The organism is Limnoglobus sp. (assembly GCF_059499385.1).
Window position 1 is genome coordinate 1 of the sequence record NZ_JCABYM010000068.1, and the last position, 14,536, is coordinate 14,536.

Genomic DNA, 14,536 nt, shown 5'->3' on the forward strand with positions numbered 1-14,536 from the left:
GGGGGAAGGCGTACCCCCCTCCCTAACCCTCCCCCCCAAGGGGGGAGGGAACAAAGCCAAAACCAAGGTTCGTACCCAACTGAGCTAATGCCGCCCGCCGCGGCGGTTCGCGGTTCGCTTCCATCCGCTTCACCAGCGCGTACACGGCCCGGTTCAGCGGCGCGTCCGCCCGCCCGTCGGCCAGCCGCAGCAAGTGGCCGTTGTAGTTCTCGATCTCCGTCCGCCCCCGCTCGATCTCGCCGGCCATCGAGCAGTACGTCCCCCGCAGCGACGGCTCGAACGCCCGCGCCATCAGCCGGGCCAGCCACCGCCGGCGCAGAATCTTCGCCACCGTCCGCGGGTGGAACGGGCCGACCTTGCCCAACTCGATCCCGGCCGCCGTCAGGATCGTGTAGTTCTCCTGGATGAGCGCGAAGAACAACCGCCGGGCGTGCGGGTCGCTGAGCAGTTGCCCGTTGTCGATCCCGGCCGCGGCCGCGAGCGGCGAGATGGCGGCGTTGTACAGGAGCTTCGTGTGCTTCACCGGCAGCACGTTCGCCACCAGCTTCGGGACGAACCACTCCCGCGTTCCCGGCCGGTCGAGCTTCCCCATCAGCCACTTCACGCCCGCGGTGAGCAGCCGATCCCCGCGGCCGCCGAGGTGCAGCTCCCCCGGCCGCGTGATGCGGGCTTCGATCCGGTCCGCCGGGCACGCCGCGACGAACGACGCGATCCCTTCCGACGAGTGGCCGAAGCTGTCGAGCCGCGGGTCGAAGCCGTTCTGGATCGGGATGAGCGTCGCCGTGAACGGAACCTTCGCCAGCACCGTCGCGTTGTCGTAGCACTTCACGCACAGCAGGATGACGCCGTGCTCGTCCGGCGTCCACTCGGCGAACGGCACGACGCCTAGCCCGTTCGCCCGGCCCCACGCGACCTTCGCCGGGTTCGCCTCGACGAACGTGACGGCCACGCCGGCCGCGCGGAGGGCCGCGCCGACGGCCGAACCGATCCCGCCCGCCCCGACGACCGTCACCGCGTCCGTGCCCATCGCGTCGTTCCCTTGAACCGCCTCAATTCAACCGCTAACCTACGCTTCAGCCCTTCCCTCGGCCCCTCGCAGGCGGACCATGGCGCTGACGCTCGAACAGTACGCGGCCAACTACCTGCCGACCCGCGGGCTGCCGTGGCCGATCCCGCCGAAGCCGGAGCCGAAGACGGCCAAGCCGCACGTCACCCGGCTGCCGGTCAAGGCCGTGATGTGGACCGCCTACGGAACGCTGTTGAACACCCTCCAGGGGGAGCTGCTGTTCGAGCACCCGCAGCAGTTCGTCACCGACAACGCGCTCGACAAGACGATCAAAGAGTTCAACATGTGGAACTCGATGAGCCGCAAGCCCGGCGCGCCGGCCGAGCAGATGCGGGACTACTACACGAAGGCCCTGACCACGCTCCGGATGCTCGGCCACGGCCAGGAGAAGCACCCGGAGGTGGCGGCCGAGAAGGTGTGGGAGGACATCGTCAAGAAGCTGATGCAGAAGGAGTACAAGTTCGACGTCGGCGTGTACGGGGCGATGAACGAGTTCGTGAAGAAGGTCGCGTACTTCTACCACGCGAGCATCCAGGGGTGCGCCGCGTACCCGGACGCGGCCGCCGCCGTCCGCCTCCTCGCCGACCGCGGCGTGACGAACGGCCTCCTGACGGACGGCCAGTGCTTCACCCCGGCCCAGATTCACAAGGCGTTCCGCGATGACGACCCGGACTTCGACGTGAACGCCTTCTTCCCGGCGAACCTGCGGGTGATCTCCGCGGAGAGGCACGCGAAGAAGCCGTCCGAGACGCTGTTCAAGGCGGCGGTGGCGGCGGCCGCGGCGCGGGGGCTGAAACCGGAGCAGGTGCTGCACGTCGGGTCGAACCTGGTGCGGGACATCGCCCCGGCGAAACGGTGCGGGTTCCGCACGGCCCTGTTCGCCGGGGACAAGAACTCGCTGGTCGCGACGGCCGACCACCTGAAGGAGCCGGAGTTCCGCCCGGACGTGTTGGTGACGGAGCTGACGCAGCTCGTGGACGTGGCCGGGTAAGGCGGGAACGGGTGTCCCTCGCCGCGGGCAAGTTTTAGAATAGCCCCGCGACCCCCGTAGGAGACTCCCCCATGCCGCCGGGCCAACCCCCCGTCGTCGATCTCGACGCCCTCGACTTCACGAGGCTACTCGCGGACCAAGAGCAAGTTCTCGCGGTCAACCCGCACCGGCACGAACTCGTGCTGCTCACCGGCATCGTGGCCATCGACGCCGAGAAGCACACGATCGTCGGGTTCAAGGACCTCGGCCCGGACGAGTTCTGGGTCCGCGGCCACTTCCCGAAATTCCCGGTCATGCCCGGCGTCCTGATGTGCGAGGCCGCGGCGCAGCTCACCAGCTACTACATGTACCACCAGAAGATCGTGCCGCCGGACAAGCTCGTCGGCCTCGGCGGGATCGAGTCGGCCCGGTTCCGCGCCCCGGTCCGCCCCGGCGACCGGCTCGTCCTCGTCGGCGTCGGCAAGCGGACCAGCCCGAAGCTGACCCGGTTCGAGGTGAACGGGTACGTGAGGCGGGCCGGCACGCACGACCTCGCGTTCGAGGCGACGATCCTCGGCGTCACGCTCGGCACGCTGGAGGACCTGCTCCGTGCGTAAGCCGCGGAAGCTGGCGGCCGACGAGATCGCCCCGTTCGTCTGGCAACTGCCGCCGGACCGGTACGGCCGCTGGGGCGAAGTCCCCCGCGGCGACACCCCGCCCCCGTCGCGGATCGACTGGCACGAACTCTTCGACAACGCCAACCCGGTCGAGGTCGAGGTCGGGTTCGGCAAGGGCCTGTTCCTCGTCACGAGCGCCACGGCCCACCCGGAGACGAACTACTTCGGCATCGAGATCGTCCGCAAGTACCAACTGTACGCCGCGGACCGGATCGCCCGGCGGCAGTTGCGGAACGTGCGGACGACCTGTGCCGACGCGAAGCTCGTCCTCCGCGACTTCGTGGTCCCGGCGAGCGTGTCGGTGGTTCACGTCTTCTTCCCGGACCCGTGGTGGAAGCAGCGGCACAAGAAGCGGCTGCTGTTCACGCCGGAGTTCGCCGACCTGGTGACCCGCGTGCTGATCCCTGGCGGGAGGCTGCACTTCGTCACGGACGTGCAGGACTACTTCGAGTGGGTGACCGGCACGCTCGTCGCCATGCCCGCGTTCAAGGCCCTGCCGCCGCCGACCGAGAACGCGCCGGCGCACGAACTCGACTACCTCACGAACTTCGAGCGGAAGTTCCGGCAGGAAGGCCGCCCCATCTATCGCTCGCTTTACGAGAAGGTCTGACCGGTGAACCTGATCCGCCGCGTCGGTCCCGTGCCGGTCGTGTTCCTCGGCTTCTGGCTGTTGCTGCTGGTCGGCGGCCGGGTGAAGCTGCTCCGCGACCCCGGCACGTTCTGGCACACGACCGTCGGCGAGAAGGTCCTGCGCGACGGGTTCTTCGCCGGCGACCCGTTCACGTTCACGCACGCCGACGCCCGGTGGGTTCCGCACCAGTGGCTCGGCGAGGTCGTCATGGCCCTCGTCCACCGCGCCGGCGGGTTCGACGCCTACGTCCTGCTCGCCGCGTCCGTGCTGGCGGCGCTCTTCACCTGGCTGACGGTCCGCCTCCTCCGCACCGGGCTGACCCCGGCCGCGGCCGTGCTCGTCGTGCTGGTGGCGCTCGCGGCGGGGGCGTTGCAATTCCACGTCCGGCCGCTCTTGCTCACGATGGTCGGTATGACGCTCGTGGCCGTGCTGCTCACCGGGTACGAGGCGGGCCGGATTTCACTCGCGAGGCTGTTCTGGCTCGTGCCGTTCTTCGTGGTCTGGACGAACACGCACGGCGGGATGCTCGGCGGGTTCGCGACGCTCGTTCTCGCGTGGCTCGGCTGGACGGCGGCGAAGCTCGTCGGCTGGCCGACGCCGTTCCGCACCGCGAAGGACATCGGCGGCTTCCTCCTGCTGACGCTGCTCTGCGGGCTGACCGCGTTCGCGAACCCCTACGGGTGGGAAATCCCCCGCGCGTGGTGGCTCATCATGAGCGGCCCGAAGATTCCGGACCTGATCGAGGAGCACAAGCGGCTCGACCCGGCCGAGTTCACGGCCTGGCCGCTGTTCGCGTTCGCGGCGGTGTACCTGTTCGTCCTCGCCGGGCTGCGGGAGCGGCCGCGGGTGAGCTGGCTGTTGCCGCTCTTGTGGCTGGCGCAGGCGTTCCTCCGCGTCCGGCACGGGCCGCTGTTCGCGCTCGTCGGGTTGGTGGCCGTCATCGAGATGTGGCCGCGGACGCGGTGGGCCGCGAAGCTCGCGGCGAAGCGGCCGGACCTGTACGACCCGGCGAGAGGCCGCTTCGCGGCCCCGGCGTGGGCGTGGCTGATTCCCGCGCTGCTCGTCGTCGGCGTGCTGCTGATCCAAGCGAACGGGATCGTCGCGCCGGTCGTCGGCCGCGGGTGGGCGGACTTCGACCGCGAGAAATGGCCGGTCGAACTGCTGCCCATGCTGAAGGAACACGAGCCGAAGCCCGGCGAGCCGAACCGGTTGTTCAACTCGTGCAACCTCGGCGGGTTCGCGATCTACCACGCGCCGGGGTACAAGGTGTTCCTCGACGACCGGGCCGAGTTGTTCGGCGACGAGTTCCTCGCCGAGTTCGTGGCCGCCGACCGGCCGGGCCACGCGGCCGCGAGGCTCGACGCGTGGGAGCGGCAGTACGGCCGCTTCGCGTTCGCCCTCGTGACGCCGCGGAGCGCGTTCGCCGAGGCGTTTCGTGCGCGGCCGGGCTGGGCGCTGGTCGGCGAGTCGCCCGCGGCCGCGTTCTTCCGGTGGAACCCAGAGCGGTAGCGACGGGGTGAGTCGAACGTATCGCCCGCGCCTATATAGCCGCCGGCTTGCCGGCGGGGTTTTGCGACCCCGAAACCCCGCCGGCAAGCCGGCGGGTATATAGGGTTGTCAGCCCGTACAACTCCTCCATGCGCATTCCCACGAACGTCGTGACCGGGTTCCTCGGCGTCGGCAAGACGACGGCCATCCTCGACCTGCTCGCCCGCAAGAATGACGGCGAGCGGTGGGCCGTCCTCGTCAACGAGTACGGCGAAGTCTCCATCGACCACGCCATCCTCGAAGGCGGGGGCGGCGACGGCGTCACCGTCCGCGAGGTCGCCGGCGGCTGCGTCTGCTGCGCGACGGCCCCTTACCTTCAAGTTGCGCTTCACCTGTTGCTCACGGAGGCGAAGCCGCACCGCTTGATCGTCGAGACGACCGGCCTCGGCCACCCGGCCCGGCTGATCGACACCCTCCGCGGCAGCTACGCCGACCGGCTCGACGTGCGAGCCACGGTCGCCGTCGTCTCGCCGGACGACTTCACGACGCCGGGGATGCTGGAAAACCCGGTCTTCCGCGAGCAGGTCGATCTCGCGGACGTGCTGGTGTTGAACAAGCTCGACCGCGCGGACGAGAAGCTCGTCGCGGACTTCCAGGCGTGGGCGAACGCCGTCTACCCGCCGAAACTGCTCGTCGCCGCGACCCAGGGCGGCCGCCTCGAACGCGGCTGGCTCGACCTCGGCGGGACTTCTCTCTCACTCTCGACAGCGGAACGCGGCGCGGCCGACCTCCCGCCGCAGGAATCGCGCTCGCCGGAGCCGGGGATGCCGCTACGGTTCATCTCGGACGGTTCGCCACCCGCGTGCGGTTGGATTTTTTCCCCGCGGGACGTGTTCCGCGAACCGGCGCTGTTGAAGCTGCTCGGCGAGCTGGCCGGCACGTCGCGGCTGAAGGGCGTCTTCCGCGTCGAGGACGACTGGCTGACAGTCAACCGCTTCGGCACGGCCACGACCGTGTCGCCGACCCAGTACCGCCGCGACAGCCGCGTCGAGGTGTTTTCCGACTCGACCGACTGGACCGATCTCGAACGCCGGTTGCTCGCGTGCCTCGTTGCGGGTACAGTCTGAGTAACCCGCCCGCTCCTTCCGGACCCCGAGATGCTCTCCCGCTCCCTGGCGATCCTCCTCCTGCTCGCACCCGTCGCCGTCGCGCAGAACGACTCTGGCCCCGGCGACGTGCCGCTCCTCGCGTGGCACTTCGACAAGCCGAACGAACTCGGCGTCAAGAACGCGACGCTCGACGCCGGCCCGCGGCCGCCGACCTACCCCGGCTTCTCGGCCGCGAACCGCGCTTACGACTTCGCCGCCCAATCCGTCGTCACCGTCCGCGAATCGGATTTGCCCAACGCCAACCTGCGGTTCGGGCCGAAGGACGCGATCACGCTCGAAGCCTGGGTGAAGGTCGCGGAGTTGAAGGACGGCGCGTACGCCTACGTCGTCGGCAAGGGCCGCAACGGGAAGAAGGGGTTCGCCGAGAAAAACCAGAACTACGCCCTGCGGCTGAAGGGCGAGAAGGGCGAGGCCCGCGTCAGTTTCCTGTTCGCGAGCGAAGGCACGAAGAACAAGCCCGGCGACTGGCATCGGTGGACGACGACGAAGGGGTTTACGTCGAACGCCTGGCACCACGTCGCGGTTTGCTTCACGTTCGGCACCGCGAAGTCGATCCGCGGCTACATCGACGGCGAGGCCGTCCCCGGCGCGTGGGACATGGGCGGCGCGACCGACCGCGCCCCAGTCGCGGACGGCGACGACCTGACGCTCGGCACCGGCAACGGCGGCGGGGCGGCGAACTCCTTCCGCGGTCAGGTCGATGACGTGACGATCTGGCGGACGGCTCTGCCGGACGCGGTGCTGACGAGCCGCTACCAGTTCGTGCCGCCGCCGCCGGTGCTGAACCGCGCCGACGTGCCGAAGGGCCGCGTGCTGGTGCAATTGTGCGAGCAGGGGATGCCGCAGCGGAACGTCTGGCCGGACGTGCCGCCGCCCGCGACCGAGACGTATTCCGAGGAGGCGTTCGGGTTCTTCGAGCTGCCGCAGAAGTACGTCGATACCGGCGTCCGCGGCGACCGCGGGTTCCCGACGCTCCTCCGCGCCGCGGCCGTGATGAACGTTCCCGCCGGCAAGCACCGCCTGCTCCTCCGCGGCCGCGGCGCGAGCCGCCTCTACATCGACAACAAGTTAATCCTCACGACGCCGTTCCCGTCCGGCGACGGGAGCGGGCACGGCCACGTCCGCACGCCGGACAGCTACCTGAACCTCGGCCCGGACTTCCGGTTCGCCCCGCCGGGCAACGCCGAGACGTGGGCCGAGTTCACGTCGCCCGGCGGCGAGCAGTTCGTCATCCTCGAAACGATCGTCGGCAGCTTCATGAACAAGAACAAGCGGCGGCCGGAACTCGGCGAAACCGTCGTCGCGATTTCCCACGCAGGGAAGCAAGACTGGCAACTGCTCGCGCCGGCCCGTGCCGTCCCGTACACGGACGACGGCTGGGCGGCGTATCACGCGGAACGCAGCGAGTGGCTCGCCAAGCGGAACGCCGAGGCCCGCGAGGCGAAGCGGCAGGAACATGCCGCGTATTGGCAGAAGCGGCGGGACGCGGCCCGCGACTGGCTCGCGAAGGCTGAGGCCGTGCCGGTCCCGGCGCTGCCGAAGGGCTACCCGGCGAACAACGCCATCGACCACTTCCTGGCCGCGAAGATCGAGACCGCGAAGGCCGACGCCGCGACCGCGAAGGCGGGCACGGTCGATTTCTTCCAGCACGTCCAGCCGATCCTCGAAGCGAAGTGCGTCGGCTGCCACACGAGCGCGAAGGCGAAGGGCGGCTTGCGACTGGACGACCGCGCGTCCGCGTTCGCCGGTGGGAAGCGGGACGGCCCGGCGGTGACGCCGAAGAACCCGGTCGAGAGCGCGATCCTCGCGCGGGTGAAGTCGCAGGACGAAGAGACGGTGATGCCGCCGAAGGGCGAGCGGCTGACGGCGGGGCAGATTCGCACGCTCGAAACCTGGGTCCGCGCGGGGGCGAACTGGCCGGAACTGAAGGTCGATCACACGACTGTCACCGGGCTGTCACCCGACCTCGTGTTCCTCCGCCGCGTCTTCCTCGACACCGTCGGCGTGGTCCCGACGCTCGACGAGATCGTCGCCTTCACCGCCGATGCTTCCCCCAACAAACGCGAGAAGCTGATCGACAAGCTGCTCGCCGACCCGCGGGCCGCCGACCACGGGATGGGCTACTGGCAGGACGTGCTGGCCGAGAACCCGAACATCCTGAACCCGACCTTGAACAACACGGGCCCGTTTCGGTGGTGGCTGTACGAGTCGCTCCTCGACAACAAGCCGATGGACCTGTTCGTGACGGAGCTGTTGCGAATGCGCGGCAGCTCCCGGTTCGGCGGGCCGGCCGGGTTCGCGGTGGCGTCGCAGAACGACGTGCCCATGGCCGCGAAGGGCACGATCGTCAGCACCGCGTTCCTCGGCGTGGAGATGAAGTGCGCCCGCTGCCACGACGCCCCGGCCCACCGCTCGACGCAGGAGGACTTGTTCCAACTGGCCGCGATGCTCGACGGGAAGACGATCAAACTGCCGGCGACGAGTACCGTGCCGCTGGACAAGGTCCACGGCGGCGGCCGCAAGCCGCTCATCAGCATCACGCTGAAGCCGGGCGCGGACATCGCCCCGGCGTGGCCGTTCGCCGCGTTCGTGCCCGAGAACGTGGGGAAGGAACTCGCGGAGTTCCCGAACGAGACCCGCGACCGGTTGGCGGCGCTCGTCACCGCCCCGCAGAACGAGCGGTTCGCCCAGGTGATCGTCAACCGAATCTGGAAGCGGCTCATGGGCCGCGGCATCGTCGAGCCGGTGGACGACTGGGAGCGGGCGAAGCCGACGCACCCGGAGTTGCTGAAGTGGCTGGCCCGCGAGTTCGTGCGGGACGGGTACGACGTGCGGAAGCTGTCGAAGTTGATCCTCGCGTCGCACGCTTACCAGCGGGCGGCGGACGAGTCGCTGAAGGAAACGCCGGTGCTGTTCACCGCCCCGGCCCGGCGGCGGCTGGCGGCCGAGCAGGTCGTCGATTCCCTGTTCGCCGCGACCGGCAAGCCGATGAATTTGGAGGAAGTCAGCCTCGACATCGACGGCTCCCGCGACCTCGGCAACTCGATCTCGCTGGGGAACCCGCGGCGGTCGTGGATGCTCACGTCCACGTCCAACGAGCGGGACCGGCCGAGCCTCGCGCTGCCGCGCATCCAGGCCGTGACGGACGTACTCGCCGCGTTCGGCTGGCGCGGCACGCGGCAAGACCCGACGAGCGTTCGCGAGCTGTCCCCGAACGTGCTGCAACCGGCGATCCTCCAGAACGGCGTCCTCGGCACGTGGCTGACGCGGCTGTCCGACGACCACGGGTTCACCCGGCTCGCGATCGAGGCGGAGTCGCCGGGGAAGCTGGTAGACGCGATGTTCCTGCGAATCCTCACCCGCCCGCCGACCGACGCGGAGAGGAAGCAGTACGCGGCGTACCTCACGCCGGGGTTCGAGAATCGCGTTCGCGACATGCCGCCGAAGGTCAAGGCGAAGCGGCTGCCGGAGCCATACGTGTCGTGGTCGAACCACCTCGACCCGCAATCGACGCTCGTTCGCCAGGCCCAGGAGGCCGCCGCCCGCGCCGGCGACCCGCCGACCACGCGGCTGTCCGCCGACTGGCGAGGCCGCGCCGAGGACGTGCTGTGGGCCGTGCTGAATTCATCCGAGTTCCTGTTTACGCCGTGAGACCGACATGAACCGCCGCGACTTCCTCGCATCGTCCGCCACCCTCGCGGCCCTGCCAGCCGTCGGCCGCGCCGCCTCGCTGAAGGGTAAGGCCGAGCACGTCATCTTCCTCTGGCTCGGCGGCGGCATGGGGCAGCTCGACACGTTCGACCCGAAAGCGAAGGCCGCCAACAAGGGGCCGAACAAGAAGGCCGGCTCCCTTTACGGTTCCGTCGAAACATCCGTGAAGGGCGTGCGGCTCTGCGAGCACCTGTCGAAGACCGCGAAGCTGATGGAGCACGTCACCGCCGTCCGCACGGTGAACCACAAGGTCGTGGACGAGCACGCGTTCGCCACGAACCTCGTCCACACCGGGCGGATGATTAGCGGCAACGTCACGTACCCGTCCGTCGGGTCGATCGTCGCCCACGAGCGCGGGGCCGCCGACCCGACGGTGCCGGCGTACATCCTGATCGGCTACCCGAACGTCAGCCGCGGGCCGGGGTTCCTCGGGTCGAAGGCCGGGTACGTCTACCTCACGGACACGGCCACCGGCCCGGCCGGGTTCACCCGCCCCGCCGACGTGAGTGAAGACCGTGCCGCGGCCCGGCAGAAGTTGCTCGGCGCGGTCTCCGGCAAGGCCGAGACCGGCTCGCCGCTCGCCGAGTACGAGGAGGCACAAGCCGCGGCCCTGCGGCTGGCCGGGCCGAAGTTCATGAAGCACTTCGACCTGAAGTCGGAACCCGGAAGCGTGCGGCAGTCCTACGGCGGCGAGTTCGGCCAGCGCTGCCTGCTCGCCCGGCGGCTAGTGCAGGCCGGGGTGCGGTTTATCGAGGTGTCGCACAACTTGAACTTCCTCAACGGGACCGGCTGGGACGTTCACAACGAGGGGATCGACAACCAGCACCTGCTCATCCAGGAACTCGACGCGGCCCTCGCCGGGCTGATCGCGGACCTGCGGGAGAAGAAGCTGCTGGACAAGACGCTGATCGTCGTCGGCACGGAGTTCGGGCGGCCGCCGGAGTTCGACGCCCGCGGCGGCCGCGGCCACCAGGGGACGGCGTTCTCGCTCGTCCTCGCCGGCGGCGGGCTGAGGCATTGTGGCGCTTATGGCGTGACCGACGACTTGAGCAAGACGATTCTGGAGAAGCCGGTGTCGATTCCCGACTTCCACGCGACGGTTCACGCGGCCGTCGGCATCGACCCGGCGAAGGAGCTGATGGACGGCTCGCGCCCCGTCCCGATCACCGACGGCGGCACGCCGATCGCGGCGATGTTTTCATAGTAGTAGGCACACTCCGTGTGCCGTCTCCTTCACGCCGCCGGGACCGTGTGCAGGTCACCGCGGCGCTTGGCAGACGGCACACGGAGTGTGCCTACTACTATGGCGACCCTTACGGCTTCGCCCGCTTCGGGTAGTCCGGCCGCTTGATCTCCTTCCGCGGCTCCTTCTTCAGCGCCTCCAGCGCCAGCTCGATCGCCTTCTCCAACTGCGGGTCCTTCCCGGCGATCAGGTCCTTCGGCAGCATGTCCACGTCGTAGTCTGGCGCAACGCCCTCGTTCTCGACCGTGAACCCCTCCTCCGGCGTCCAGATCGCGAAACTCGGCGCAGTCACCGTGCCGCCGTCTAGCAGCACCGGGTAGCCGCTGATGCCGACCAGGCCGCCCCACGTCCGCTTGCCGACCACCGGGCCGAGCTTGAACTTCTTGAACATGTACGGCAGCATGTCCCCGCCCGACCCGGCCCCCTCGTCCGCGATCATCACCTTCGGGCCGAACACGGCCGCGCTCGGCGACCGCCACTCCGTCCCGTACCGGGGTGCCCAGTACGACGCGAACGGCCGCCGGAGGATGTCGATGTAGTAGTCGGCGATCTGCCCGCCGCTGTTGAACCGCTCGTCGATGATGAGCGCGTCCTTGTCCACCTGCGGGAAGAAGTACCGCTTGAAGTACGCCACCCCCTGGCCGGCCGTGTCCGGCACGTACACGTACCCGACCTTGCCGTCCGTCGCCTTCGCGACCTTGCGGAGGTTCCCCTCGATCCACTCGCGGTTCCGCAGGGCCAGCTCGTTGCCGAGCGGCTCGACCGTCACCGTCCGGCTGTTCTTGCCGTCGGCCGTCGGCCCGACCGTCAGCTCGACCGACTTCCCGGCCGTGTTCTCGAACAGCGAGTAGATCGAGGTCGGCGGCTTCAGGTCCACGCCGCGGACGGCGAGCAGGAACTCGCCCTCCTTGACGTTCACCCCCGGCGCGGTCAGCGGCGACCGCAACTCGGACGTGAAGTTCAACCCGCTGTAAATCTTCTTGAACCGGTAGCGGCCGTCGGCGATGTCGTAGTCCGCGCCGAGAAGGCCGCCGCCGACGGTCTTCTTCTCGGTCACCCGCTCGCCGGGCGTCGTGTAGCTGTGCCCGACGGCCAGCTCCGAGAGCATCCAGCGGATGACCTTGTACAGGTCGCCGCCGTTGTTGACGTGCTCGAGGAACGGCTCGTACTTCTTCTTGACGGCCGGCCAGTCCGCGCCGTGCATGTTCGGGTCATAGAAGAAGTCGCGGTTGATCCGCCACGCCTCGTGCAGGATTTGCTTCCACTCGGCCCGCGGATCGACGCGCACTTCAATGGCGTCGAGGTTCAGTTTCTGCCCGCCGCCGCTGCCGGTCGGCGCGGGGGTGAGGGCCGTCGGCGTGGCGTCGCCGCCGCGGCGGCCGCCGAACCCGGACGGGATCACGCTGCCGCCGCCGGTGCTGGTGATGTACCAGTCGTCGCCCTGCTGGTAGAGCATCTTCTTGCCGTCCGGCGTCAGCTCGTAGGCCCGGACGCCGGCCTGCACGGTCGCGACCTTCCGGGACTCCACGTCGAACCGCAACAGCGTCCCGCCGCCGCCGAACCCGCCGGGGCCGCCCTCGCCGCGGTCCGGCCGGGACAGGACGAATACCTGATTCGCGGCCCCGGCCTGCAGGCTGCCGTAGCTGCCCGACGGCATCGGCAGTGCGATGATCCGTTGGTCGATGCCCTCGAAGTCAATGCGGAACTTCGCGTCGTCCTTCTTCTCCTTCGATTCCTCCTTCTTGTCGTCCTTCTTCTCCTCGTCCTTCTTGGCGTCGTCTTTCTTCTCCTCCTTCTCCTTGTCGATCGTTGGGCCGGGCCGACGGCCGGGGGGCGTCGGGGCTTGCGGCCCCTTCTCCTCGTCGCTCTCCTTCAGGAACGGCGACGCGGTGTCCTTTTGCAGCACGGCCATGAACACGCTGTACCGCGGCGACCGCGTGTCCGACGCCGACTGGGAGAACCCGTGCTTGCTCATCCCCGTGTCGCTCGACGACAGGAAGTACAGGTACTTGCCGTTCGCGTCGAACGCCGGGCTGGTCGCCTCGTTCAGCCCGTCCGTGACCGGGAACGAGGCGTTCTTTTCGAGCGAGTAGGCGTACACCCGCGACACCTTCGCCGGCGTGTCCATCGCGTACGTCACCCACTTGTTGTCGGGCGACCACGACGAGTGATAGATGCTCCGGTTACCCCCCTCGCTGGCCGTCACGATCTTCGTCGCCTTCCCAGTTTCCACGTCCAGCCAGTACAGGGACAGCGCGTTGTCGATGTACAGCAGCTTCTTCGAGTCGCGGGACCAGGCCGCGCCGTAGAAGAACCCGCCGCCCGGCAGCTTGACCGTCTTCTTCTCCCCCTTGCCGGTCTGCGGGGCGAGGACGAGCTGGTACTCGCCGCCGGCGTCGGAAAAGTACGCGATCGTCTTCCCGTCCGGCGACCACGTCGGGGCCCGCTCGTGGACGCCGGGGGTGCTGGTCAGGTAGCGGGGGTCGCCCTTCTCGGCCGGGACGGTGACGATCTCGCCGCGGAACTCGACGACGGCCCGCGACCCGCTCGGCGACACGCCGGCGTCGCGGACGTACTTCGCCCCCTTCACGAACCGCGCACGGGCCTCCGGCGAGTCCGTGGCGATGCCGATCTTCAACCGCGTCGGCGACGTTTCGCCCGGCTTCATCAGGTGCAAGTACCCGGCCTGTTCGAGAATCAGTCGGCCGTCGCCGTGGCCGATGTCGAGGACCGGGAAGTCCTTGAACTCGGTGAGTTGCTTCACGTCCTCGGTCGTCGGCTTCTGGCCGTTCGGCTTGAACGAGAAGACGTTGTACTCGCCCGCCCGGTCGGACCGGAAGTAGATCGTGTCGCCCAGCCAGTTCGGGTCGAGGTCGTTGCACCGGTCCTTCGGCTGCGGAATCTCCACCACGTCGTGGGTGGCCACGTCGTAGACCCAGATGCGGCTGTGCGTGCCGCCGCGGTAGTGCTTCCACTGGGCCGTGGCGTCGCGGACCGGCGTGTACGCGATGTACTTCCCGTCCGGCGAGTAGCACGCCTCGAACCCCCACGGGATCGGCAGCTGCGTCGGCATCCCGCCGGCCAGCGGCACGGTGAAGAGCTGAGCGTGCCGGTTCGAGTAGACGTTCCGGTTGGACGAGAAGAGGATGGCGTCCCCCTTCGGCGTGAACCCGCGGACCTGGTCCGGGCCGGGGTGGTACGTCAGCCGCGTCGGCGACCCGCCTTCGACGGGGATCGTGTACACGTCCAGGTTGCCGTCGTATTGGGCGCTGAACGCGAGGATCGCGCCGTCCGGCGAGAAGACCGGGTAGGCTTCGATCCCCATGTCGGTCGTGAGCCGCTTGGGGTTCTTGCCGTCGAGGTCGGCGGTCCACAGGTCCTCGCCGTAGACGAACGCGACCTTCTTCGCGCTGACGGCGGGCATCGAGAGCAGCCGCGTGTCCTCGGCGGCGTTCGCGGCGGCGGCCGACGCGACGGCGACGAGGGACAGTAAGAGTTTCCGCATGGATGAAGCACTCCGGGGGGCGAAGCACGATGAAACGGGAGGGTCGGAGGAAATGATAGCAATTCGGTAAAGATTC

At 69.0% G+C, this 14,536-nt stretch carries 9 protein-coding genes; 7 read left to right on the plus strand and 2 right to left on the minus strand.

Annotation, left to right across the window (positions count from 1 at the left end; genetic code table 11):
* Nucleotides 1–22: 22 nt before the first annotated feature.
* Complete coding sequence (locus tag AC5JJ2_RS12595) at nucleotides 23–1,027, minus strand: ketopantoate reductase family protein (protein WP_495858341.1); 1,005 nt, start codon at nucleotides 1,025–1,027, stop codon at nucleotides 23–25.
* A 79-nt stretch (nucleotides 1,028–1,106) separates the two neighbouring features.
* Here AC5JJ2_RS12595 and AC5JJ2_RS12600 point away from each other — a divergent pair, with 79 nt between their 5' ends.
* From AC5JJ2_RS12600 to AC5JJ2_RS12630, 7 genes are all read left to right on the plus strand, one after another.
* The gene (locus AC5JJ2_RS12600) at nucleotides 1,107–2,057 is read left to right on the plus strand and encodes an HAD family hydrolase (protein WP_495858342.1); all 951 of its coding nucleotides are present in this window, start codon (nucleotides 1,107–1,109) and stop codon (nucleotides 2,055–2,057) included.
* 71 nt (nucleotides 2,058–2,128) lie between these two features.
* Nucleotides 2,129–2,653, plus strand: a complete 525-nt coding sequence (locus AC5JJ2_RS12605; RefSeq protein ID WP_495858343.1) for a 3-hydroxyacyl-ACP dehydratase FabZ family protein — start codon at nucleotides 2,129–2,131, stop codon at nucleotides 2,651–2,653.
* Nucleotides 2,646–3,323 (plus strand): tRNA (guanosine(46)-N7)-methyltransferase TrmB, encoded by a 678-nt coding sequence (gene trmB, locus AC5JJ2_RS12610; RefSeq protein ID WP_495858344.1) that lies wholly within the window; start codon nucleotides 2,646–2,648, stop codon nucleotides 3,321–3,323. The genes AC5JJ2_RS12605 and trmB overlap by 8 nt, the downstream gene beginning before the upstream one ends.
* Nucleotides 3,324–3,326: 3 nt before the next feature.
* Nucleotides 3,327–4,853 (plus strand): hypothetical protein, encoded by a 1,527-nt coding sequence (locus AC5JJ2_RS12615; RefSeq protein ID WP_495858345.1) that lies wholly within the window; start codon nucleotides 3,327–3,329, stop codon nucleotides 4,851–4,853.
* A 128-nt stretch (nucleotides 4,854–4,981) separates the two neighbouring features.
* Entirely contained in the window at nucleotides 4,982–5,959 is a 978-nt protein-coding gene (locus AC5JJ2_RS12620; protein ID WP_495858346.1) for a CobW family GTP-binding protein, read from the plus strand.
* Between the two features lie 30 nt (nucleotides 5,960–5,989).
* Nucleotides 5,990–9,652 (plus strand): DUF1553 domain-containing protein, encoded by a 3,663-nt coding sequence (locus AC5JJ2_RS12625; RefSeq protein WP_495858347.1) that lies wholly within the window; start codon nucleotides 5,990–5,992, stop codon nucleotides 9,650–9,652.
* Nucleotides 9,653–9,659: 7 nt separating this feature from the next.
* Nucleotides 9,660–10,916: a DUF1501 domain-containing protein gene (locus AC5JJ2_RS12630; RefSeq protein ID WP_495858348.1), complete on the plus strand. Its 1,257-nt coding sequence runs from the start codon at nucleotides 9,660–9,662 to the stop codon at nucleotides 10,914–10,916.
* Nucleotides 10,917–11,025: 109 nt separating this feature from the next.
* Here AC5JJ2_RS12630 and AC5JJ2_RS12635 read toward each other — a convergent pair whose 3' ends face one another.
* On the minus strand, nucleotides 11,026–14,460 hold the full coding sequence (locus AC5JJ2_RS12635; RefSeq protein ID WP_495858349.1) for a S41 family peptidase: 3,435 nt from the start codon (nucleotides 14,458–14,460) through the stop codon (nucleotides 11,026–11,028).
* Between the last annotated feature and the right edge of the window lie 76 nt (nucleotides 14,461–14,536).

Coding starts and splice junctions, on each gene's coding strand:
- AC5JJ2_RS12600 (WP_495858342.1), top strand. CDS start 1,107: ATGGCGCTGACGCTCGAACAGTACGCGGCCAACTACCTGCCGACCCGC.
- AC5JJ2_RS12625 (WP_495858347.1), top strand. CDS start 5,990: ATGCTCTCCCGCTCCCTGGCGATCCTCCTCCTGCTCGCACCCGTCGCC.
- AC5JJ2_RS12635 (WP_495858349.1), bottom strand. CDS start 14,460: ATGCGGAAACTCTTACTGTCCCTCGTCGCCGTCGCGTCGGCCGCCGCC.
- AC5JJ2_RS12620 (WP_495858346.1), top strand. CDS start 4,982: ATGCGCATTCCCACGAACGTCGTGACCGGGTTCCTCGGCGTCGGCAAG.
- AC5JJ2_RS12630 (WP_495858348.1), top strand. CDS start 9,660: ATGAACCGCCGCGACTTCCTCGCATCGTCCGCCACCCTCGCGGCCCTG.
- AC5JJ2_RS12595 (WP_495858341.1), bottom strand. CDS start 1,027: ATGGGCACGGACGCGGTGACGGTCGTCGGGGCGGGCGGGATCGGTTCG.
- AC5JJ2_RS12605 (WP_495858343.1), top strand. CDS start 2,129: ATGCCGCCGGGCCAACCCCCCGTCGTCGATCTCGACGCCCTCGACTTC.